Raw genomic sequence first — 21,638 nt, 5'->3', positions numbered from 1 at the left:
GTTGCGCGGAATCCTATGGGGTTTAATACATACTTTAATAGTATAGCAAGAACGATTATAAAATGCAAGGCATTTCTGGTTTTATTGATGATAGATTGGAAAAAATGACGGATAAGACTGTATTAGCGCTCCAGAGCCGCAAACTGCTTGAGCACTGGCGGTGTTGAGTTGGCCATCCAACTTGTTGCCTTTGGCATAAGCCTTGTCTTCACGGACATAGTAGGCAACGCCCACTGGCCAACCTGATCACCAAGGCTCGAAAGCTGTGGTGTGTTCCGTATTTGATTTTCCATGATACAAATTTACCACATGAAAAGTCCAACGGCAGATCATAAAGCGGTTAAATTCCGCTCAAAAAAAAGTCATAATATTTTGATTCTAACTAATGGATATATACATAATTGCTTTATCGACAGGATTTACAGATACTCTCATTGATTTACATACGCTTGCAAAACATCTTACTGCTAAATAATCCTTAAATGCTTCACCTAGATACCATTGGTGCGGTAGTAAAACTAATTCCCCCGCCTCTCTTATAAAGGTATTGTTTAAGAATGTCCACAACTCAATGATTGATTTTTCAGATGACCTCTGGATCAACTCAATATTGACTTTGTATTCTTTCTCTTCCGAATAATTAATACCCATAGAATTATTTCTGTACAAACTATATGCAATTGGATTTATTTCACCAGAGTCCATCACTTTTTCAATAAACCTTTTTGAAATACCCCTTACTTTACTTAACATAATTTGAGCATGCTCCTTATACTCAACGATTTTACACTCTTCAAAATGTGACCCTATCTCTTGTAATACTTGCACTTTAGTATCGTCATCAAAAACTGGAATATGTAAAACGGCATTTGAATCACCTGTTTCGAATGGCAAAAGAAAAAATTGAGCCAATACTGATAGATTCTCCTCAATAGTCTCATTTATTTTAATTTTTTTAATGCTAGGTCTATCAAAAATAGTGGTCTTGTTGTTATTTTCGATAGTTGTTTGTTCTTGATTATTTAAAATCTCTTCAAATAGTTTCATCTTTATTCCTCCTCTATAAAAACACAATAACAAATACTTAGTACTAAGACAAAAAGAGAACACAAGAATTGAGGAGTAATTGTGTTCTCTTTTTGGGCTATTTAGTTGTAAAAGTCACTTTAGCTCCATTTGTTGGATAATTAAAGGTATCCTTTTGTCCATTAGACCAAACTAAAGAAATATTAACATGAATTATTTTATTCTTTTTATCATCCATTGTAATAGTCCAATTTCCCAATGCAGTGCTTCCATCCACAATGCTCGTTAAGCAGCATGTTGCAGAATTAAATGTTTACACTCGCAGGTGAGATATGTAGACGGATTTAAGTGTTTCAATCTATATATGGTTGATTAAAAGGCACTTATAGGATTTGTGCAGATTGCTCAAGCAAGAAGGTTAACTTTTGCCGACCGGACTCCGATATTGAATAAATAAGATATTTTGTGAGTGTACGGATGAAAAGAGGGTAGCATTTTGCCGATCTATAAGCGTTTTATTCAGCATGTTATCCTGAACTATATTATAGGTTCGTTTATAGCTGTTCTGTTGGTGGGCGCGATTTTTATATTTTCCACGTTAAATGTAGCCCATTATGAATTTTTAGGTCTTATGAAGATCATTACTTTTTCCAGTATTATTATGATTGCTTGTGAAACGCTGGTATTTCGGATGCATCTGGGACCGGTTCGTCACTTTTTTCTGGATAAGCGGACGACGTTCGAGGATGTAGAAGCGATGTATATACGGATTCACCGTCTGCCTAATCTGTCTGTGTTACGTATTATGGGACCGCATTTGCTCGGTTTTTCCATCCCGGCAGCTGGTATGGCCATATGGATGATTGATACCGGACAGCTTGCCTTGCCCTTCTATTATGTAGGGATTGCCTGTATAGGGGCTTGTCTGGTTGCTTCGATGCACGCGATGATTGAATTTTTCTTGACGATGAGGGCGATCCGTCCGTTGCTGATAGAAATTAGAGACCGAACTTATCAGAAATATGGAATTAACATATCGCTTCGGGGACGGGTATTACTATCGCTCCGGCACAAATTTCAGCTGAGTGCAACGTTGATTGGTGCTTTTCCGCTGTTTTTATTTTGCCTGGCTACGCAGATTCGGCTGGAACATCTGGATGAGGCACTTTCCAGCTCCTATTGGTTATGGGCGGGCACGATTTTACTATTTGGTGTGGCCTTTGCTTATCTGGGAGGTTGGCTGTTAACCCGTGAGATTGAGCAGCCAATTCACCATCTGCTGGAAAAGATGAATGAAGTGAAGGAAGGCCGCCTGAACGATAAGGCTAGCGATTTGTACTCTGACGAATTTGCGAAGCTGGTTGAAGGCTTTAACATCATGGTCGAGGGATTGAAGGAACGGGAAGACAAAAACAGTCAGCTACAGGAAAGTTATTTCGCCACCTTGGCGGCAGCACTGGATGCGAGGGACGCTTATACCGCAGGACATTCTTTGCGTGTGGCTGAATACTCGGTGATCATTGGACGGCGGGGCGGTTTGAATGAGACAGACCTCGATTTGCTGCGCAAAACGGCATTACTGCATGATATCGGCAAAATCGGCGTAGCCGATGCCGTGCTGCTCAAGGATGGCAAGCTGACGGATGAGGAATTTGACCAGATTAAAATGCACCCGGTCATGGGAGAAAGCATTCTCCGCCAGGTGGAGCCGGCCGATGCCATGGCTCCTTATTTGCCCGGCGTGCGTTCGCACCACGAGCGTTATGATGGCAAAGGATATCCAGACCAGCTCTGCGGGGAGGATATCCCGCTATTTGGACGGATCATCGCGGTAGCGGATGCGTATGATGCGATGACGTCTGACCGTCCATACCGGAAGGGTATGCAGAAAGAAAAAGCGGTTATGATATTGGAAGAGGGAAAAGGAACCCAGTGGGACCCTTACTTTGCTGAATTATTTGTCGAAGAATGGCGCCGAAACAAGGGCATCATGAGTTGACCCTATACTGTATATCCACCAGGGCGAGCCGTTGCGGTTCGCCTTTTTTATATAGGGATGTACGCATCTTTGACATGTCGAAAGCTGAAGCTTCATGTTATGATATACGAGAAAAGCAAAAGCGGTCGGCATAGGCCTGGCATCCAATTTTTTCGCGCTATGGGAGTGTGAGTCCATGCAATTTTCAATAATGTTTCTAATGAATTTGGGGATGCTGATTGCCGTTGCCTATGTGGCGAACGTGATTTATAAATATGGGTTGAGTCGTACCTCTTCGCGATTTAAATATATCAGCTCGGTACTGCTGGTGGTATTTGGCGGATGGGTTAGCTCTTGCTTCGGTTTTAACTTTAGTGAGACGGTTATTTTTGATCTGCGCTTTGTGCCGTTAATTATCGCGGCGTTGGTGTATCCCCGCTCCTATACGCTTATTATTATCGGGGTAGCGATCGGGCTTACGAGATTTACCTTCGGTGTGAATATGGCGGCGTGGGCCGGTTTTCTGAATATGAGCATTCTGGGCGTGCTGTGCGCCGGATTGAACTACTGGATGCGCCGTTCCACCTGCCGTCTGATTATTAAGGCATCGGTGACCATTTTAGCGGTTAATATCGTAAATACGTTGAATATTGCCTTTCTGGGCGTCATTCCATGGCACTATTATGTGGCGGAAGTTGTCCCTCTCACTTTGCCTATCGGCATTGTACTCAGCTTTTTATTTGCGCTGATTTTACGTGATTTTCAGATGGAGCAGATGCGTAATTATCAGATTATACAGGCGAATCAGCTATTATCGGAACAACGTGATGAGTTACAGAAGACGAAAATCATTTTGGAAGAACGGGCCAAGCAGTTAATGGTGGCTTCCCAATATAAATCCGATTTTATGGCAACGATGTCGCATGAACTGCGTACACCACTTAATAGCATTATTAATCTGGCGCAGATCATCAACGAGCAGGGAAAAGAACTGGATGAGGACGAGCTTTACCAGTACAGCGAGCTGATCTATGCCTCGGGGCATGATTTGCTCCAGTTGATCAATGACATTCTGGATTTGTCTAAAGTCGAGGCTGGACGGATGGAAATTGTCAGTGAGCCAGTCAGCGTGCGCGAGATTGCGCAGTTGATGATGATGCATTTTGAAGTCACTGCCAAGGACAAGAATCTTGAATTCAGCTTGAAGGAGCATGGTGATATACCGGATGAAATTCGATCCGATCCCAAACGTGTACAGCAAATTTTGCGCAACCTGTTGTCTAATGCTTTTAAGTTCACTCATGAAGGACGTGTACTGCTGGAAATCAGCACTCAGCATCTGGAACGAAAAGGGCAGGAGGGAGATTGGGTTATATTTGCGGTAAAAGATACGGGTATCGGTATCTCCAAGCTTCAGCAGCATGTTATTTTTGAGGCATTCCAGCAGGCAAACGGTTCCATTAACCGAAAATATGGAGGAACTGGACTGGGACTGTCGATTAGCCGTGATTTATCCCGCTTGTTGGGCGGTTTTATCCGTTTGGAGAGTGAGGAGGACAAGGGAAGCACATTTTCCTTGTACCTGCCCATGTGTCCGTCTGAAAGCAGGGAGGCGGGCGAACAGCCGTTTAAATTAGCCTAATAGCACAGGAGCAGGAGCAGGTAGGTTACAGGCATAAAGGAGGTCTATCGTGGAACGTAAAGCGGTCGTTGTGGGTGCAACGGGGCTTGTCGGGGGTTATGTTGTACGGGAGCTGTTGGTGCAAAAGGAATACAGCCGCGTCATGGTTGTGGGCAGACGTCCGCTGGAAATCAAGCATCCCAAGCTGGAGCAGGCACTCATCGACTGGGAGCAGCCGCAGGAAGCGGCATCCGCCTTCGAGGGGGTTGCTGATGTTTTTTGTTGCCTCGGGACGACGATGAAAAAGGCTGGCTCCAAGGAGCAGTTTCGTCAGGTGGATCTGGACTATCCGGTTCTGACCGCACGGTTGGGCAAAGAGGCCGGTGCGGTGCAGATGCTCGCCATCTCCTCGATGGGAGCGGACCCGGAATCGCGCGTGTTTTACAACCGTACGAAGGGTGAGGCTGAGGAGGCGCTTGCCGATATTGGCTTGCCTGCGTTGCATTTGTTCCGTCCGTCGCTGATTTTAGGCACAAGGCCCGAACATCGTTTTGGCGAAGCCGCCGCAGCTGTCGTGATGAAGGCACTGGATGGCATGATGACAGGCAAACTGGCTTCCTACCGCGCCATCCCGGCCTCGGTGATCGCACGGGCTATGGTACGAATCGCTCTCGCGCATGCGAGCGGCGTACATATTTATCCGAATGATATCATTCGGGTCATCGGAGCCGAGCTGGCACCCGGTGAGGATGAACCCGGCACAGTAACGGGTGCCGATAAAAATGTGTAAACCTACTGTACTACCGTGTAGGAAGAAAAAATAAAGCACAACCATAACAGGTGCCTTGGGGGGGCCTGTTATGCGGTAATCCATTCATGCGAAATAGTGGCTTTGGACTTCCCGTGCTATAATACGGAGAACCAGTATCAGGAAGGAGAATTCAACCTATATGAAAAAAACAATTGCCACTGAAAAAGCTCCCGGCGCTATCGGACCCTATAGCCAAGCTGTAGAGGCGGGTGGTTTTATCTACACCTCAGGACAGCTTGGACTGAATCCGGCAACAGGTGAGTTCGGTAAAGATGTACAAGAGCAGGCTCGTCTGTCCTTGAGCAACGTACAAGCTATTCTGGAAGCGGCTGGAAGCAGCCTGAACCAAGTCGTGAAAGCGACCGTATTCCTCAAAGATATGAACGACTTTGTCAGCGTAAATGAAGTATACAGCTCTTTCTTCGAACAGCCGTATCCGGCTCGTAGTGCAGTGGAGGTAGCACGTCTGCCGAAGGATGCACTGGTGGAGATTGAAGTTATCGCCTTGAAAGGCGAATAGGCTGAAGGAATACAAAAGAACTTCCAAAATCCACACTTGATGTGGAAATGGAAGTTCTTTTATGCCTGTGGTATACGTGATGAGATTCCTTTAGTCCCGGTCCCGGTTACGGGCAAAGAACAGCCAAAGCGAGTACACCAGGATGATTGCGGCCAGAATGAATGCAGCCAACCGCACGTTTTCATTGTTCGGATGCTCGATGGCGATGGCGACATAAGCCCACACGAACACAAGTGGATAAACGCTGTCACGATATGGGAAGCTGACCATGATAGCAAGCACGGTGCCAATGACCAGGATGATGATCGCCCAAGTAGTATCGCTGAGCCCCCAGCCGCTCCACTCGTTCTTTTTCAGTGCCACCGTGATGTTGATGATGGTAGCGACGGATATCCAGCCAAGATTCAGACTGAACGGCAGCTTGACGAACCACATTTCCCCGAGGGTTGGTTGCGGCGTACGAGTGCGCACATATACGACAGCCAGAGAGAGCAAGTACAGTATAATGACAATCACACACAACTCTACATATACATACTGCCACAAAAAAATCCAGATCATGTTGAAGATACAGCTTAAAATAAAGAAAACCCCGATAGACTGAACGCTCGTCTTGGTTTGTCCTGCCGATGTAGCCTGATACACAACAAAGCAGGCAAGCAGCAAGTAAATAACCGACCAGATGGAAAAGGCATAACCCGCAGGTGTCAGCAGGGTAGGGTACATGTTGGATACGGCAGCGGTGCTTCTTCCGCCGATGGGAAGTGTGGAAGCCAGAATGTTAATGACGATGACAGCAATAAACGCAATGATATTCCACCATTTCAATGAATGGCTTCGTGCCATAGGGCATCTCCTCCTCAATGAATAATGAACCGTGGAATGACCGACTGGTCACAATCTTCTACTATGAATATACCCACTTTGCTACCAAATATGTCCTTGCCAGGAAAAGTTTCATGCTACAAATATTTTATTAAAAAGGTGTATTTATATGCAGTCATATGTAATCCAATGATAAAAATTTTAAGCACTAGAAGTGAGGAGATAGGAGAATGAATGGTTTGGAAAAAGCGGGGAAATTCGTAGGAGGAACCTTTTCGATCTGGGTACTTTTATTTGCATGTCTGGGATTTTTCTTTCCTGCGGCGTTTACAGAACTGAAAGGATACATACAGCTATTCCTTGGCATCGTGATGTTCGGTATGGGGATGACGCTGTCCTCGGCTGATTTTCGTGAAGTATTCCGGCGTCCGGTTGATGTGGCTATTGGTGTAGTCGGGCATTATCTGATCATGCCGTTTTTGGCTTTTGCGTTAGCGCTGGTATTGCAGCTACCGCCAGATATTGCTGTTGGTGTTATTTTGGTAGGCTGTTGCCCGAGCGGCACCGCGTCCAACGTAATGACCCTTTTATCAAAAGGCGACGTGGCGCTGGGAGTATCCATTGCTTCGGTGTCGACGCTGATCGCGCCACTGGCAACCCCGGCCATGATCAGCCTGCTTGCTGGACGGTGGATGAATATTGATGCAAAGTCGCTAATTATGGATATTCTCGTCGTGGTGATTGTACCGATTGTGCTGGGGGTTATCGTCAAATCGCTGTTCCGCAAACAGGCCGAAGCAAGTGTCAAGGCACTGCCGCTCGTATCGACGCTGGCTATTGTGCTGATCGTGGCGATTGTGGTCGCAGGCAGTAAAGGCAAGATTTTGGAAACCGGCCCGATTATTTTTGCTGTTGTGATTTTGCATAACGGCATCGGGTTCCTGCTCGGGTATTGGTTTGCCAAGCTGTTCGGAATGAATCTGTCCAAACGCAAAGCCGTTACACTGGAAACAGGGATGCAAAATTCCGGGTTGGGCGCGGCGCTGGCAGCGGCTCATTTTAATCCGGTTGCTGCTGTTCCGAGTGCCATTTTCAGCGTGTGGCACAATATTTCCGGCTCGCTGCTTGCGACCTGGTTTTCCCGTCGGGACGAAAAGGACAGCACAGCCAGGAACAATTGAATTACTGTCGGTGGCTTATGACAAGTGGCTAAGGTTCAGATTTTTCGGACAGTTTAAGGAAGGTCAAAAGGTTAGATTTGACTTTATGGAGGCGGATCATTATACTGTGGTTGTTATGACCACTGTATTAAAGTAAGCAATTAAAGCAAGTCACAGTAGGCAGGCTTCATGGTTTACAGCCTCATCTGATCTGACTTAAACTGAAGGAGAGAAAACGAATGAACCCGAAATATAAACCTTTATTTGATACTTTTACCCTGCCATCTGGCGTTACGTTGAAAAATCGTATTACGATGGCTCCTATGACCAACTTTGCGTCTCATGAAAATGGTGAAGTCAGTGACCAGGAGTTGGCTTACTACCGTGAACGTTCCGGCGGTGTAGGTGCGGTCATTACCGCTTGCGTCTACGTGACTCCAGACGGTAAAGGCTTTGTAAATGAGTTTGGCGCGGACAAGGATGAAATGATTCCGAGCCTGCGTCGTCTGGCCGACACGATTCATCAGGAGGGCGCAAAAGCGATTCTGCAAATTTATCATGGCGGTCGTTCGTGCCCACCGGATCAAATACCGGACGGACAGCCGATCAGCGCAAGCGCGGTTGCTGAGGAAAAAGAAGGCGCACCTGTTCCGCGTGAAATGACCACTGATGATATTCACCGTGTCATCCGTGCCTATGGCGAAGCGACTCGCCGCGCGATTGAAGCGGGCTTTGACGGTGTTGAGCTTCACGGCGCGAACGGTTATCTGGTGCAGCAGTTCTTCTCCCCGCATTCCAACCTTCGTACCGACGAATGGGGAGGAAGCCTTGAAAAACGTATGACCTTCCCGCTAGCGATTGTCCACGAAGTGAAGAAAGTGATCGCAGTGCATGCGAAGCAGCCGTTCGTTTTCGGCTATCGCTTGTCTCCCGAAGAGGGACACACGCCAGGCATTACATTGGACGATACGCTGGTGCTCGTAGACCGCTTGGCGGATCAAGGGCTGGATTACCTGCACATTGCCGTCATGCATTTCTTCGGTGGTTCGTTCCGTGACCGTAGCGACGAACGGTCACGTACTGTTCTCATTCATGAGAAAGTTGGAAATCGCGTGCCGATTATGGGAGTTGGGTCGCTGAATACACCGAACGAGGCGCTTGCAGCGCTGGAGGCAGGTGTACCGCTGGTTTCACTGGGACGTCCGCTTCTGATGGAGCCGCAATGGGTTCAGAAGGTGCAAAACGGAACAGAAGATACGATCCGCACGACATTGTCCAAGCAAGCTCAACAGGAGCTGGTCATTCCGGACTACCTGTGGGGTGCGTTGACGATGACACCCGGCTGGGTGACTTTTACGGATTAATTTTTGAATTGAAGGGATACCCTGGGTTGCTGCCAAGCATCCGGGGTATTTTCCTGTCTTGTGTCCCGTGAGTACGAAACATATGAATAGCGAGAAAGAAGGAAAATGACAATGTTACATGAAGCTAATGGTTCTTTTTCGATAGAGTCCACCCATCCCGGGTTACGGATTCGACTTTTACAAGTAAGTGATGCAGAACGATTATTGGAGATTAGACGCGAAAATTTTGATTTTTTTAAGCCATTTGAGCCGGAACGGCCTGAAATTTACTTTACGCTGGAAGAACAGGCCCGCCTGATTTCCATCGGCCTTGAAGCTGCGCAAGCCGGGCAGGGATATACGTTTGGACTTTTTTTGCCGGAAAATGACAAGCTGATCGGCAGAATGGAGCTATCAGGCGTGGCCAGAGGCCCTTTTCAAAATGCGAATCTGGGGTACTTCGTAGATTCTCCACATCACGGACAAGGCTACGCCACCTCAGCAGTAAAGGATGTTGTACGTTACGCCATAAATGAATTGGGATTGCACCGTATACAGGCCGGGGTTATGCCGAGAAATACGCCATCCAATCGAGTAATGGAAAAGGCCGGATTTCGCCGGGAAGGGCTGGCTCTAAACTATTTGAAGATTAATGGTGTCTGGGAAGATCATGTGCTGTATGCGTTAACGGCTGAGAATCTACAGAATGGCGCCTTCTGAACTCGCCGGGCGTGACGCCCTCCAGTTTTTTGAATACCTTGCCAAAATATTTTTCGTCCTGATAACCGACCATACCGGCAATATGATGAAGGCGTAGCTTGTCGTTTAACAGCAGCAGCTTCGCTTTGTCCATCCTGATCCGGCATAGATACTCGGACAGATTAACGCCGTATTCCTGCTTGAATTTACGAGAGATATATTCCCGACTGAGGTAAAAACGGCTCGCCATATCCTGTAGGGAAATGTCCTCGTCGTAGTGAGCATCCAGATAGCGGGCAATATCACGGATAACAGGATTGCTGGGGCTATGGCTTGGTGTAAGGGCCTGCCCAGCTGCCAGCAGCCGGTTCTCGACCAGCTTCTGCCATAGGGGCAGGGATAGCAAGCCCCGCTTGTCGATCGGCAGGGCAGGGATGGAGCCGTGCTCGTCTGCCAGTTCCTCCCCTGCCGCATCGCCGGGTCTGTCGTTCAGCCAGCGGGCCAGCATCCAGTCCAGCTCCTGATTCCAGCCGACCAGTTGCTCAGCCGTAACCAAAGGCAGCTCGGCTACGGCTGATATCCAGCGGCCAGCCGCCGCAGCTATACGACTGGCGTTGCAACTGAGTGCACTAAGCCGAAGCTCCTCCTCCATCTCGGGAAGCTGGGGAAGACGCACCGCTTGTCGTGCTAGAAAGCTGTTGTGCAGCCAGTCTGCTGCTTGCAGCACATCTCGTTTCCACAGTGCTTGCCGTGCTTCCTGGTAGGCTGTGGCCGCCGCCACGGGAAAGGCACCGAAAGAGCCGATTCCGATGTGCATATAGCACCGCAACGTCGTTCTTATCCCTGTGTGGATATCCTGTAAGAGCAGCGGCCAGCGGGACGGTTCGCCCCAATACAGCAGAATAATTTCGTCCATACGCTCCAGATGGCGGAACGCAATTCCGGTTTGGGAATTCCCGAGAAACTCGTTGCAGATGTTAATCAGGGAAAAGCCCAAAAGCGTGTGCCGCGTCTTGTATTTGTCCAGCATATCGGCATTCAGTTGAGTGGTGCTCATCACCGCTGCATTGCACATATGAATAGCCGCAGGAAGATGCAGTTCCTCACGTAAGGGCGTGATGGAAAGATGGGTATTCGCCGTACCGGATACCAGCTCGGTCAGGAGCTTGTCGGCATAGTGCGGCCTCATCCGGTTCACCTCAATCGCCTGCATCGTGTGCCTGTTCCGGTCTTGCTCCGCTGTCTGCCAGGCTTGAGTGGCTTTCGTTAAAGCCTCGTTAATCTCCACCGGGTCCACAGGCTTGAGAATATAGTCCATGCCTCCCCGCCGGATGACCTGCCGGACCAGCTCAAAATCGTCATAGCCGCTGACCACCACGACTCTGGTCGCGGGGGAATTCACCTGAATCCACTCCATTAGGGCCACCCCGTCCTTGCCAGGCATCCGCATATCCGTGAGTACAACGGGTGGCGAAAGGGCGGTGATGACCTCAATCGCCTGATCGCCCGACTCGGCTTCAATGACCTCAGTCACGCCACAAGCTTCCCAATGTACAAGCATTCGAATGGCATGGCGCACATGCTTTTCATCATCCACAATCAGGACTTTCATGACAGGTCACTCTCCCTTAGTATAAATTTCGGTATGAGCTTCGGTACGAATTTCAAGTGTATAACGAACGCCATGAGGCAGAATATTGTCTACATACAGGGTATTAGAGCCGTCTTCGGAGTGAAGCTGGATGCGCAGCAGCACATTACGGAGTCCGATAGAATCCGACTCGCTGGTGTTCGGTTCCTCATAGGCTTTCAGCGGACGTTTCAGCATATGCTGGAGATGCTCCAACTCAGCCTGCGGAATCGATATCCCATTATTTTCCACTGTAATCTTCACGATTCCTTCCCGAATCTGGCAGCCCGCAATTCGAATTTCACCATGTCCCAGCCGCGGATCAGCACCGTGTTTAAAGTAATTTTCCACTAATGGCTGGAGAATCATTTTGGGCACCTGATCATCCAGGACCCCATCATCCCATTGGTAAGTGACCTCTAATTGCTCGCCAAAGCGTTCTTTTTGCAAATCAAGATATTGCTTTACATGCTCGGCCTCTTCCTTAAGTGTTACGACTGTATGATCCCGCATGTTATAGCGGAGCATTTTGGCAAGGGAAGAGAGCAGGGAATAGATTCGCGGCACCTCATGCTGTAGAGCCAGCGTTCCGATAGATTGCAGCGTATTGTATAAAAAATGAGGGTTAATCTGTGCTTGAAGCGCTTTCAATTGATGTGTCTTGTTCGCCAGTTCGAGCTTGTATTCCCGTAAAATGAGGTTGTTGATGGTATCCATCATCTGTCTGAAGCGGCGTGACAGCACTCCGATCTCATCATTGCTCATGGCCCGGATGTCTACATCCAATTGACCGGACTGAATCTGGTTTATGTAGCGGGTCAGTCGCTTGATGGGCTCCGTGATTTTGATGGAAATCCACAAGGTGGCAACAATGACGAGCAGCAACGCTGCGCCTGTAATGACTGCATTGATCTGGGTCAGGCGGGTGGCCCGTAAATAAAGCGTGCGATTAGGGATTTTCTTAATGAGCGTCCAGCCTGACAGGCTGGCATCCAGCTTGCCGTACACCTGCAATGCCGTATCATCTTCAATGACTCCGTGCTTGCCTTCTTTAGAAATTCGATTAAGCAGGCCGGATTCCTTCCAGCGCGTTCCAATCGACGCTTCCTGTCCACTATATATGATCGTTCCGTTCCGGTCGATCAAAAACAGTTCCTCTGTATCTGCATTGTACAACTGACGGCAAATGCTACGCAGCGGGTCCAGACGAACATCCATAGCAAGCACCCCAAGCATCTCTGAGGAAGGAATGTTCTGAATCGCCCGATGGAGTGTAAATACCTGCCGCTGTGTGTCGTGTTCTGCATAGGAAACCGCCGAAAAGCCGTACAAATGCTTCGTATGTGAAGGCTGGATGAACAATCCGGAAGAGCCGTAATGAATGGAGCCGGGAAAGGGTGCCAGCCGGAATTCCCGTAGAGGGACTGTGCTGGTAATCAGCGTAGATTGCCTGGCCTCAAAAGAGTGCAAATACACCTGATCGATGCCTGACGAAGCATTCATCATCGTTTGCAGCGTGGTGTAAATTTCGGCAACGGCCCGGTAATCATTCGGAATTTTAGCCAGGTTGCGCAGGAAATGAGGATCATTATAGACTCCAATGGACGCGCGGTTTAATCCCTGTAAATAGTTATCCAGATTCGTAATTCCCTGAAAAATAAGCCGTTCATTTTCTTGTGTGGCCTGCTCTCGCAAGGATTGCTTGGTAAGAATGAAGGTCATAGTCATCGACAGCAGCAGCGGCAGAGTAACCGCAATTAAGAGAAACCAGATCAGGCGAGAACGAATGCTGTGGAATTTCATGCGAATAGCTCCTTTCACAATTCAAGGCAAGCCGGAGGTCAATATTTTCCCCCTGAATGGTTCACGATCTTGCGTGTTCTCCAGAGCGCTTATTCGACATAATGAACATGTGAACCACAAATCGAATGGTCAAAGCGCCCATGCTGCTTGAGGAAGCCGTAAGGAGCGCTCCAGACACCAACAGACAACAAAGGGGGGATCGGCTTGAACCGCGCCAAATCGTCGCAATGGCTCCAGCAATGGATTTTCGTAGGGCCGTCGACGTTATTTTTCGTTATCATTATTGTAATCCCTTTCATGCTAGGAATGTACTATTCTTTTACAGAGTGGAATGGAGTTGCTAATCAGGCGAAGTGGGTCGGATTGGATAATTTCAGTCACATTTTACTGGATGATGACAAGTTTAGGACAGCGTTCTGGTTTACGGTCCGTTTTACGGTGATTGGAGTAGTGGCTGCGAATATGATTGGTTTTTTGCTGGCGTATTTTTTAACCAAGCCGCTGAAAACAAAAAATGTGCTGAGGACTATTTTTTTCATGCCTAATGTGATTGGCGGGCTGTTGCTGGGATTTATCTGGCAGTTTATTTTCGTCAAAGGATTTGCAGCGATTGGAGAGAGTACGGACTTGTCTTTCTTCAATCTGCCCTGGCTGGGAGATGAGATCACGGCTTTCTGGGGTATTGTGATCGTGTTTATCTGGCAAACCGCCGGATATTTGATGGTCATTTACATCTCTTCCCTGACCAATGTGCCGCGGGATATGCTGGAGGCAGCTGAAATTGACGGAGCGAGCCGGATGCAAATATTAAGGTCAATTATACTGCCTTTGATCATGCCTGCCGTTACGGTATGTCTTTTCCTGGCGATCTCGTGGTCGTTTAAAATGTTCGATCTCAATTTGTCACTGACCAAAGGGGGGCCCTTCGGTTCCACGGAGTCAGTCGCACTCAATATTTACAATGAAGCGTTTGTGAATAATCGTTATGGGCTAGGAACGGCCAAAGCACTCATATTCTTTATCATTGTTGCGCTTGTTACGAGCCTTCAGGTGCGTTTGACGAAAAGCCGGGAGGTGGAGGCGTAAGTGGAAACAAGCAAGCGTTACCGTGCCGGAACATGGGTGACCGAGCTGGTCATGATTCTCGTCGCTTTGATATTCCTCGTTCCGTTTTATTTTTTGTTCGTCAATTCGGTCAAAAGCTTTGGTGATCTGCTCACCGATTCGGCGGCCTGGCCGCAAACGTTTGTATGGAGTAACTATGCCAGAGCATGGAGCATTACACGTTTTCCCGAGGCCTTATGGAATTCACTCGTGGTTACGGTGGTCAGTAATCTGTCGCTTGCGCTGATCAGCTCGATGGCTGCTTACCGGATGGTCCGGCATCCGACGCGTTATAATCGGGTGTTGTTCACCCTGTTCGTGGCTGCCATGGTCATTCCGTTTCAATCCGTGATGATTCCTTTGGTCAAGGTCGTAAGTACGCTGGATTTAATGAACAGCATCAGTGGTCTGGTTATCTGTTATTTGGGATTCGGGGCGCCTATGTCCATCTTTCTCTTTCACGGGTTCGTCAAAGGCGTACCGGTGGAGGTGGAGGAGGCGGCTACGGTAGACGGCTGTACGCCTTACGGTGTGTTTTTCCGCATTGTATATCCGTTGATGCTGCCGATGATGGTAACGGTTATTATTTTGAATACGCTCTGGATCTGGAATGACTATCTGCTGCCTTCTCTTGTGCTGCAAAAGGCGGAGCTGCGGACGATTCCAATCGCGACCTATGCCTTTTTCGGACAGTACACCAAGCAGTGGGATTTGGCATTGCCTGCACTGGTACTGGGTATCTTGCCAGTGATCGTATTCTTTCTGGCCATGCAAAAATATATTATTCAAGGTATTATGGCTGGCTCAGTCAAGGGCTGAGTGTGGGATGAACTGAAATTTAGTATAGAAGGGAACATGAATATGAAAACGCATACTTTTAAAAAGAAAGCCCAAGCCCTGATTCTGCTTCTCGCTGCGTTTGCACTTGTTCTGGCAGGCTGTAACAGTAGCGGTGGTGAACAAAATGCAGGCAAAGAGGAAGCCAAGGAAAAGACGATTCACATTTTTCAGTTCAAGGTGGAAATTGCAGAGGCACTCAATCGCATGAAGGCCGAATATGAAGCTTCCCATCCGGGAATCAAGCTTGATATTCAGACCGTGGGCGGAGGTAGCGACTACGGGGCGGCCTTGAAGGCGAAGTTTGCCTCCGGGGAGCAGCCGGATATTTTTAATGTAGGAGGCTACCGCGAGCTGGATACGTGGCTGGAATATTTGGAGGACCTGTCTGACCAGCCTTGGGTCGGTGACGTGGTCGATGTCGCCAAGGAGCCGATGACCAAGGATGGCAAGCTGTACGGTCAGCCGATGAATCTGGAGGGCTACGGATTCATTTATAACAAGGATTTGTTCAAGAAAGCGGGCATTACCGAGACACCCAAAACGCTGTCTGAGCTGGAAGGAGCTGCCCAAAAGCTCCAAGCCGCAGGAATTACACCTTTTTCTAATGGATATCAGGAGTTTTGGGTACTGGGCAATCATTTGCTGAACGTGGCATTTGCCAATCAGCCGGACCCGTCAGCTTTCGTGAAGGGACTGAATGATGGAACAGCGAAAATCCCGGGCAACGCTGTATTCGCCGAGTGGATTAAGCTGTTCGATCTGACGCTCAAGTATGGCAACTCCAAACCGCTGACGACGGATTACAATACTCAGGTAACGAATTTTGCTACGGGCAAGGCCGCCATGATGCAGCAAGGGAATTGGACCCAAGTACAAATTGACGGGATTAATCCAAAGCTGAATCTGGGTATTCTGCCTATGCCGATTGGTGAAGACGCAGCAGCCGGAGATAAGCTGTTTGTAGGAGTCGCCAACAACTGGGTGGTTAATAAAAATTCATCTGTCAAAGCCGAGGCGAAGGAGTTTTTAAACTGGATGGTGACATCCGAGCAGGGTAAAAAGTATATCACCAAGGAATTCAAATTCATTCCGGCGTTCAAGAGCATCAAAGGGTCAGAGGCTGATATGGGCCAATTGGGTGCCGAAGTGGTGAAATACAGTCAGGAAAACAAGCTGCTGGGCTGGTTCTTTAGCCGCTATCCTGAAGGAGCGCAGCAGGAATTCGGCAGTCAGATGCAAGCCTATGTGGCGGGCAAATCGGATGCCGGGAAGCTGTTCGAGGATTTCCAGAGCACGTGGGATAATTTGAAGACCAAATAATGAACAAAAGCACGCGATACAGCCTTCGTATTTCAGGGAGATTGCATGATCCTGAAATACGAAGGCTTTTCTGTAAACAGAATTATATATGATAATGAAGCATAACGATATCCCCGCGGCGTTCTATTTCTTTGAGTTCAAACGTACTTGGCAGCGTTCCTTCTGGAAATAATGGTATTCCTTGTCCGAGCACCTTGGGAATGACCGCAATGATAGCCTCCTCCAGCAGTCCCTCCCGCATGAAGACCTGAACTAACTGGCCTCCACCCACCAGCCATATTGCACCTTCCGATTGTTCTTGCAGACGCAGAACAAGCTCAGACAGAGCTTCGTCTGTAAACGTAACATGCGGTGCTTGCTGATGCTTCGTTAATGACCGGGTGAGTACATAACACGGCTTGCCGGCATAAGGGAAATCATCTGAAAGCTTCAATACCTCCTCATACGTTAACCTGCCCATCAGCACCGTGCCTACGGTGTCGTAAAAGTCGGCATATCCATTGTCACCGCCGTCCCCTTTGACATCATACAGCCAGTCCACTGAGCCATCTGGCAGCGCTATATACCCGTCGAGACTCATGGCAATATACAGCACAGTTTTGTTGCGAGATTTTGTATCCTTCATCGTTCATCGCTCCTTTCTATCTCCTATGATATAATGTATTTATGACATATCATGTCGTAGTTAAATTGCGTATCCGATTGAATTTTTAATAAAAGGAGTACCTGATGAACGAACGGAGAATTGCCCTTATGAGGATACTGGATTCCCGAAAAAAATATACGGCACGTGAGCTTGCCGAGCGTTTTGACGTCTCCGTCAGGACGATACAAAGAGATCTCGACTATTTGCAGCAGACCGGGTTACCCCTTTATACCGAAACCGGACCTCATGGCGGGTACCGGGCGCTTCCCAATCGACTTCTTCCGCCCCTTCATCTTGCCCGCGACGAGGCCTTGGGTCTTTTTCTCATGCTGCAACTGCTGGAAGACATTCCTGATATCCCTTTCGGATCGGTTCGCGGGCATGTATCCGAGCAATATTATGCCGGGCTTCCACAGGATGTGCAGGATAGCATTGATCAATTGAAGGATTATATCTCTTTTCGCATGCTGCCTACTCACGCAGAGTCGCCCTACACCTCGCTCATTTTGGAGGCTGCGTTGAATAAGCGCCGGGTGAAGATGCATTACCGCTCCGCTTCCGGGGAAAAGTGGACTGAAGTTTATCCGGTTGGGCTATATTTTGATCACGGATATTGGTACATGCCAGCGCAGAGCAAAGACCGGATTATCCTGTACCGTTCTGATCGGGTAATCGCAATGACCATGCTGGAACAAACCTTACCCAGCCTTCCCACACTCCGGGAATGGATGGCTTCGGATGATTCCCGCCAGGGAATTCCGTCAAAAATAAAGTTTACTGCGTTTGGTGCCCGGCTGGCGGAATCAGACCCCCTCTTCCAGAATGTCTCCCATCAGGAATGGCAGGGATATATTCCGCCCGAGGAATTGAGTTATGTATCCAGACTCCTGTTAAAGTATGGGCCGGAGGCCGAGGTCATATATCCGGAAGAGCTGCGTATGCGGGTCAGGCAACTGCTGCAAGACAGCCTGAATTCTTATCTGAGGGATGCGGAAGCTGATGATGATGAAAAAGAGGCTTGATCCTATAGATCGAGTCTCTTTTGTATAGTTAACCACATGAATATTTAAGGTTATTAACTTATGACTTTCCATTTGTTTTTGCGATAAAGTTTTGAAAAGAGCCTGTTTTCGTATATGATGAAGAGTAATAATTCAAAAGGCTGGACGGGAGACAGATATGAATCAACCGCTTTATGGAATATGGCTCGGAGATGTGTTTTTTTGCTTTTCTGGTGAGACGTCGGAACCACGTATTGATGCGTGGAGCAGTGTAATCCGCAGGCTGACGCTGAAGGGAGACCTTCGGCCGTTTCGGCAGGCTGCGTTGCGTCTTGCCGAGGTGCGGATACCGAACACGGCTCGCGTGGAAGTCGCAGGCAGAGGAGGCAAAAGACGCTCCATGCTGGGCCGCACGCTGGAGGGCTTGGCGCTGGAACCGCGCGAAACACTGGCCCTGCTGACCCGTATGGACGAGAAGGGCTGTGCTGCGTCGGGCATTACGCTGGGAGAGGAAATGCAATATTGGCAAAAGGCCGCTTATTTTGCGCTGGAACTGATGCAGCGAGGCGAAATTGCGCCATCGCTTACAGAGGCGCGTCCATCGGGACCGCGACGGCGCGGCCCGGAGGCGGCGGTTGGGGTGTGGATTCCCCGGCTGCGCCAGGAGGAGGACGTTCGCCGCTTTCATGAGCTGGCTTCGGCGATGCCAGCCGTCTGTATGGCGGCTCCCGCCGTCTTCGCAGGCAAGGAGCCGGAAACACGGGAGGATGCAGCGGGAATTGTGCTCTATTCCTTCCTGTGTGCGGTCATCCATGCGGAAACGACCGCGGTGCTGGCAGCCTCCGACCGTGAGCTGAGCAGATATCGCGCAGAGTATCGGCGCGGGGGATCGCCGCTGGCAGAGCTGTGGTGGAACAGCCTGCTGACAGGTTCCCGCCCGGTTGCGATACAGGGAACGCCTGCCGAGATGGAGGAGTTGGTTCTCCAGGCGGCTTCTCTTGAAGGAAGCGCGATGCCAGTCATGGAACGGGAGGATCAGGAGCCGATCGAAGGACAGGTTCGTCTGTGCCTTCGTCTGGAGCCTTCACTGGAAGAGAATGTTAAGGAATGGCGCATTACCTTTTGGGCAGAAAGCGATGCCGAGCCGGGGTTGCGACTGCCTGCTTTGGCGCTGTGGGCGCATCCCGAGCGCGATCTGGTGCGCGGCACCATCGTGTATCGCCAAGTGCAGGCACAGCTGCTGCTGCTGCTTGGACAGGCGGCCGAAGCGGCACCGATACTGCAAGAAGCGTTGAGCCGCCCTTATCCCGAGGGACTCACGCTGGAGCCTGAGCTGTTCTTCCGCTTCCTGACAGAAGCCGTACCCGCTCTGCAAAAGAACGGAACCACCGTGCAAATGCCTTCACGCTGGAGCCGGGAGGGTCGCCGCCGCGCAGGCTTGCGGCTCAAAATGCGTCCGGCGGAGCGCGGCACCCCGCCGGAAGGCGTGAATACCGACACATCGACGGTCGGTATTAACCGCATGATTTCCTTTGATGCCGAGGCTGTGCTGGGCGATACGACCTTGACGATGGAGGAATTGGAAAGCATCGTCGCGGCTAATTTGCCGTATGTACGTCTGGGAGGCGAATGGATCGAGGTCGATCCGAAGGAAATTCGTCAGGTGCTGCGTTTTATCAAGCGCGGTGAAGACGGCGAAATGACCTTGTCCGAATGGATGCATCTGGCCGCGGAAAATGAAGGTGCAGGCGAGGCCTCATGGAAGGGCCTGTCCATCTTCGGCGCGGAATCTGCCGGGTTGCTGGCCTCTCTGGTTGAGGGCGGCGTGCTTCGTTCTGTGGAGCCGCGCCCTGTACCAAAGACGCTGCATGGCGCATTGCGTCCTTATCAGGAGCGCGGCTTCCAATGGCTGGCTGCCATGCGCGGGCTGGGCTTCGGTGTCTGCCTTGCGGACGACATGGGGCTTGGTAAAACGATTCAGGTGATTACCTGCCTGCTCGATGGCGGCATCGGCGCGACGGATCAGCGTCCGGCGTTGATCGTCTGTCCGACCTCGCTGCTCGGTAACTGGCAGCGGGAGCTGAAGCGTTTTTCGCCGGATTTGTCACTTTATATTCATCACGGCAACCAGCGACTTCACGGGGAGGCATTTCAAGAAAGCGTCCGCGAGTATGATATCGTTCTCACTACCTACCATTTGGCGGGTCGGGACGGCAGCGATTTATCTGCGGTCTATTGGTCCTCTATCGTGTTGGATGAGGCGCAATATATTAAAAATGCACGGACAAAGCAGGCTCAGAGCGTAATGAAGCTGTCAGCACCGCATCGGATCGCCATGACGGGCACCCCGGTGGAGAATCGGCTGAGTGAGCTGTGGTCCATTTTTCAATTTCTGAATCCGGGTTACCTCGGCACCTCATCTTCGTTCCGTCAGCGCTACAGTATGGCGGGAGAGGAGAGAGGGGGGGCGCTGCGCGAGCTATATCGTCTCGTCTCGCCGTTCATGCTGCGTCGACTCAAAAGCGATCCGGATATACGCAAGGATTTGCCGGAGAAGCTGGAATTGAAATCATATTGTGTACTGACACCGGAGCAGGCTGGATTGTATCGCGGCGTGGTGGATCAACTCATGGGGACACTGGACGGGCAGATCGGTATCGCCCGCAAGGGGCTTGTCCTGTCTTCGCTGACCAAGCTGAAGCAAATTTGCGACCATCCGGGTCTGATCATTCCGGGCCGGGCTGACACTGGAAAAACCGAAAATTCGGGCAAAATGGAACGGCTGCTGGAGCTGGTGGAAACCATTCGGGAGAATGGAGAATCCGCTCTGATTTTCACCCAATATGTGTCCATGGGAGAGCTGTTGGTAGCACGGCTGGCCCGGATTTTCGGGGAAGAACCGTATTTCCTGCATGGAGGGCTGGCGAAAACCAAACGGGACGAAATTGTCCACAACTTCCAGCAGGGGGAAGGGCCGAATATATTCGTGCTTTCCCTGCGGGCGGGTGGCGTTGGCCTGAACCTGACGCGTGCCAGTCATGTTATTCACTATGACCGCTGGTGGAATCCTGCGGTAGAAAATCAGGCGACGGATCGGGTATTCCGCATTGGTCAAAGCCGGAACGTGCAGGTGCATAAGCTGATCTGCCAAGGTACGCTGGAGGAACGGATCGACGAGCTGATCGAGAGCAAAAAGGCGCTTTCCGAGCAGGTTGTCGGCTCCGGTGAGCATTGGCTGACGGAAATGTCTGACGATGAATTGCGTGGTCTGATTGCGCTGCAAAATGATATATGGATTGAGTAAGCACAGA

General features: G+C 49.6%; 18 protein-coding genes. 12 read left to right on the top strand and 6 right to left on the bottom strand.

All coding sequences use genetic code 11. The features are described 5' to 3' along the window. Positions 1-378 precede the first annotated feature (378 nt). Together ABH897_RS16535 and ABH897_RS16530 are read right to left on the bottom strand one after the other, a co-directional pair. Positions 379-1,047 carry a hypothetical protein gene (locus ABH897_RS16535; RefSeq protein ID WP_404581144.1) on the bottom strand — a complete coding sequence of 223 codons (669 nt, stop codon included), beginning with the start codon at positions 1,045-1,047 and terminating at the stop codon, positions 379-381. 97 nt (positions 1,048-1,144) lie between these two features. Beyond that, positions 1,145-1,303 carry a hypothetical protein gene (locus tag ABH897_RS16530; RefSeq protein WP_404581145.1) on the bottom strand — a complete coding sequence of 53 codons (159 nt, stop codon included), beginning with the start codon at positions 1,301-1,303 and terminating at the stop codon, positions 1,145-1,147. A gap of 219 nt (positions 1,304-1,522) precedes the next feature. Between ABH897_RS16530 and ABH897_RS16525 the strand changes: the two genes are divergently transcribed. The 4 genes from ABH897_RS16525 (at position 1,523) to ABH897_RS16510 (ending at position 5,956) form a co-directional block, all read left to right on the top strand. Further along, the gene (locus ABH897_RS16525; RefSeq protein WP_404592417.1) at positions 1,523-3,025 is read left to right on the top strand and encodes an HD-GYP domain-containing protein; all 1,503 of its coding nucleotides are present in this window, start codon (positions 1,523-1,525) and stop codon (positions 3,023-3,025) included. 175 nt (positions 3,026-3,200) lie between these two features. After that, the gene (locus ABH897_RS16520; RefSeq protein WP_404592416.1) at positions 3,201-4,646 is read left to right on the top strand and encodes an ATP-binding protein; all 1,446 of its coding nucleotides are present in this window, start codon (positions 3,201-3,203) and stop codon (positions 4,644-4,646) included. Between the two features lie 49 nt (positions 4,647-4,695). Next, the gene (locus tag ABH897_RS16515; RefSeq protein ID WP_404519791.1) at positions 4,696-5,415 is read left to right on the top strand and encodes an NAD(P)H-binding protein; all 720 of its coding nucleotides are present in this window, start codon (positions 4,696-4,698) and stop codon (positions 5,413-5,415) included. A 160-nt stretch (positions 5,416-5,575) separates the two neighbouring features. After that, on the top strand, positions 5,576-5,956 hold the full coding sequence (locus ABH897_RS16510) for a RidA family protein (RefSeq protein WP_014279543.1): 381 nt from the start codon (positions 5,576-5,578) through the stop codon (positions 5,954-5,956). A gap of 90 nt (positions 5,957-6,046) precedes the next feature. On the opposite strand, the gene ABH897_RS16505 is transcribed toward ABH897_RS16510, so the two are convergent. Beyond that, positions 6,047-6,802, bottom strand: a complete 756-nt coding sequence (locus ABH897_RS16505) for a tryptophan-rich sensory protein (protein ID WP_404592415.1) — start codon at positions 6,800-6,802, stop codon at positions 6,047-6,049. Between the two features lie 209 nt (positions 6,803-7,011). Between ABH897_RS16505 and ABH897_RS16500 the strand changes: the two genes are divergently transcribed. The 3 genes from ABH897_RS16500 (at position 7,012) to ABH897_RS16490 (ending at position 10,004) form a co-directional block, all read left to right on the top strand. After that, positions 7,012-7,962 (top strand): bile acid:sodium symporter family protein, encoded by a 951-nt coding sequence (locus ABH897_RS16500; RefSeq protein WP_404592414.1) that lies wholly within the window; start codon positions 7,012-7,014, stop codon positions 7,960-7,962. A gap of 218 nt (positions 7,963-8,180) precedes the next feature. Next, on the top strand, positions 8,181-9,305 hold the full coding sequence (locus tag ABH897_RS16495) for an NADH-dependent flavin oxidoreductase (protein ID WP_404592413.1): 1,125 nt from the start codon (positions 8,181-8,183) through the stop codon (positions 9,303-9,305). 111 nt (positions 9,306-9,416) lie between these two features. Further along, the gene (locus ABH897_RS16490) at positions 9,417-10,004 is read left to right on the top strand and encodes a GNAT family N-acetyltransferase (protein ID WP_404592412.1); all 588 of its coding nucleotides are present in this window, start codon (positions 9,417-9,419) and stop codon (positions 10,002-10,004) included. Here ABH897_RS16490 and ABH897_RS16485 read toward each other — a convergent pair. Both ABH897_RS16485 and ABH897_RS16480 read right to left on the bottom strand, forming a co-directional pair. Beyond that, positions 9,934-11,595: a response regulator transcription factor gene (locus ABH897_RS16485; protein ID WP_283654477.1), complete on the bottom strand. Its 1,662-nt coding sequence runs from the start codon at positions 11,593-11,595 to the stop codon at positions 9,934-9,936. The two genes, ABH897_RS16490 and ABH897_RS16485, sit on opposite strands and share 71 nt — an antisense overlap. A gap of 6 nt (positions 11,596-11,601) precedes the next feature. Then, positions 11,602-13,416, bottom strand: a complete 1,815-nt coding sequence (locus ABH897_RS16480; protein WP_283654478.1) for a cache domain-containing sensor histidine kinase — start codon at positions 13,414-13,416, stop codon at positions 11,602-11,604. A 204-nt stretch (positions 13,417-13,620) separates the two neighbouring features. On the opposite strand from ABH897_RS16480, the gene ABH897_RS16475 reads away from it, so the two are divergent. Genes ABH897_RS16475 through ABH897_RS16465 form a run of 3 tightly spaced genes read left to right on the top strand, consistent with a single transcriptional unit; the run spans position 13,621 to position 16,680 of the window. Further along, positions 13,621-14,502, top strand: coding sequence for a carbohydrate ABC transporter permease (locus tag ABH897_RS16475; protein ID WP_044646534.1), 882 nt, complete (start codon positions 13,621-13,623; stop codon positions 14,500-14,502). After that, positions 14,503-15,339 carry a carbohydrate ABC transporter permease gene (locus ABH897_RS16470; protein ID WP_283654479.1) on the top strand — a complete coding sequence of 279 codons (837 nt, stop codon included), beginning with the start codon at positions 14,503-14,505 and terminating at the stop codon, positions 15,337-15,339. A 42-nt stretch (positions 15,340-15,381) separates the two neighbouring features. Then, a complete protein-coding gene (locus ABH897_RS16465) occupies positions 15,382-16,680 on the top strand; it encodes an ABC transporter substrate-binding protein (protein ID WP_404519787.1) in 1,299 nt (432 codons plus the stop codon). A gap of 82 nt (positions 16,681-16,762) precedes the next feature. Here the strand turns inward: ABH897_RS16465 and ABH897_RS16460 are convergent, their stop codons facing one another. After that, positions 16,763-17,305: a dihydrofolate reductase family protein gene (locus tag ABH897_RS16460; RefSeq protein ID WP_404592411.1), complete on the bottom strand. Its 543-nt coding sequence runs from the start codon at positions 17,303-17,305 to the stop codon at positions 16,763-16,765. 104 nt (positions 17,306-17,409) lie between these two features. Here ABH897_RS16460 and ABH897_RS16455 point away from each other — a divergent pair, with 104 nt between their 5' ends. Together ABH897_RS16455 and ABH897_RS16450 are read left to right on the top strand one after the other, a co-directional pair. Further along, a complete protein-coding gene (locus ABH897_RS16455; RefSeq protein WP_404592410.1) occupies positions 17,410-18,348 on the top strand; it encodes a helix-turn-helix transcriptional regulator in 939 nt (312 codons plus the stop codon). Between the two features lie 157 nt (positions 18,349-18,505). Continuing rightward, positions 18,506-21,631, top strand: a complete 3,126-nt coding sequence (locus tag ABH897_RS16450) for a DEAD/DEAH box helicase (protein ID WP_404519783.1) — start codon at positions 18,506-18,508, stop codon at positions 21,629-21,631. Positions 21,632-21,638: the final 7 nt, after the last annotated feature.

It is taken from the genome of Paenibacillus sp. RC73 (genome assembly GCF_044908085.1).
Lineage (GTDB): Bacteria > Bacillota > Bacilli > Paenibacillales > Paenibacillaceae > Paenibacillus > Paenibacillus terrae_A.
This window is presented reverse-complemented; position numbering and strand designations above follow the sequence as displayed.

Bases quoted from the DNA above. Each gene is read 5' to 3' on its own strand.
- ABH897_RS16480 (WP_283654478.1), bottom strand. From the start codon at position 13,416: ATGAAATTCCACAGCATTCGTTCTCGCCTGATCTGGTTTCTCTTAATT.
- ABH897_RS16535 (WP_404581144.1), bottom strand. From the start codon at position 1,047: ATGAAACTATTTGAAGAGATTTTAAATAATCAAGAACAAACAACTATC.
- ABH897_RS16520 (WP_404592416.1), top strand. From the start codon at position 3,201: ATGCAATTTTCAATAATGTTTCTAATGAATTTGGGGATGCTGATTGCC.
- ABH897_RS16455 (WP_404592410.1), top strand. From the start codon at position 17,410: ATGAACGAACGGAGAATTGCCCTTATGAGGATACTGGATTCCCGAAAA.
- ABH897_RS16495 (WP_404592413.1), top strand. From the start codon at position 8,181: ATGAACCCGAAATATAAACCTTTATTTGATACTTTTACCCTGCCATCT.
- ABH897_RS16505 (WP_404592415.1), bottom strand. From the start codon at position 6,802: ATGGCACGAAGCCATTCATTGAAATGGTGGAATATCATTGCGTTTATT.
- ABH897_RS16465 (WP_404519787.1), top strand. From the start codon at position 15,382: ATGAAAACGCATACTTTTAAAAAGAAAGCCCAAGCCCTGATTCTGCTT.
- ABH897_RS16500 (WP_404592414.1), top strand. From the start codon at position 7,012: ATGAATGGTTTGGAAAAAGCGGGGAAATTCGTAGGAGGAACCTTTTCG.
- ABH897_RS16490 (WP_404592412.1), top strand. From the start codon at position 9,417: ATGTTACATGAAGCTAATGGTTCTTTTTCGATAGAGTCCACCCATCCC.
- ABH897_RS16485 (WP_283654477.1), bottom strand. From the start codon at position 11,595: ATGAAAGTCCTGATTGTGGATGATGAAAAGCATGTGCGCCATGCCATT.
- ABH897_RS16450 (WP_404519783.1), top strand. From the start codon at position 18,506: ATGAATCAACCGCTTTATGGAATATGGCTCGGAGATGTGTTTTTTTGC.
- ABH897_RS16510 (WP_014279543.1), top strand. From the start codon at position 5,576: ATGAAAAAAACAATTGCCACTGAAAAAGCTCCCGGCGCTATCGGACCC.
- ABH897_RS16460 (WP_404592411.1), bottom strand. From the start codon at position 17,305: ATGAAGGATACAAAATCTCGCAACAAAACTGTGCTGTATATTGCCATG.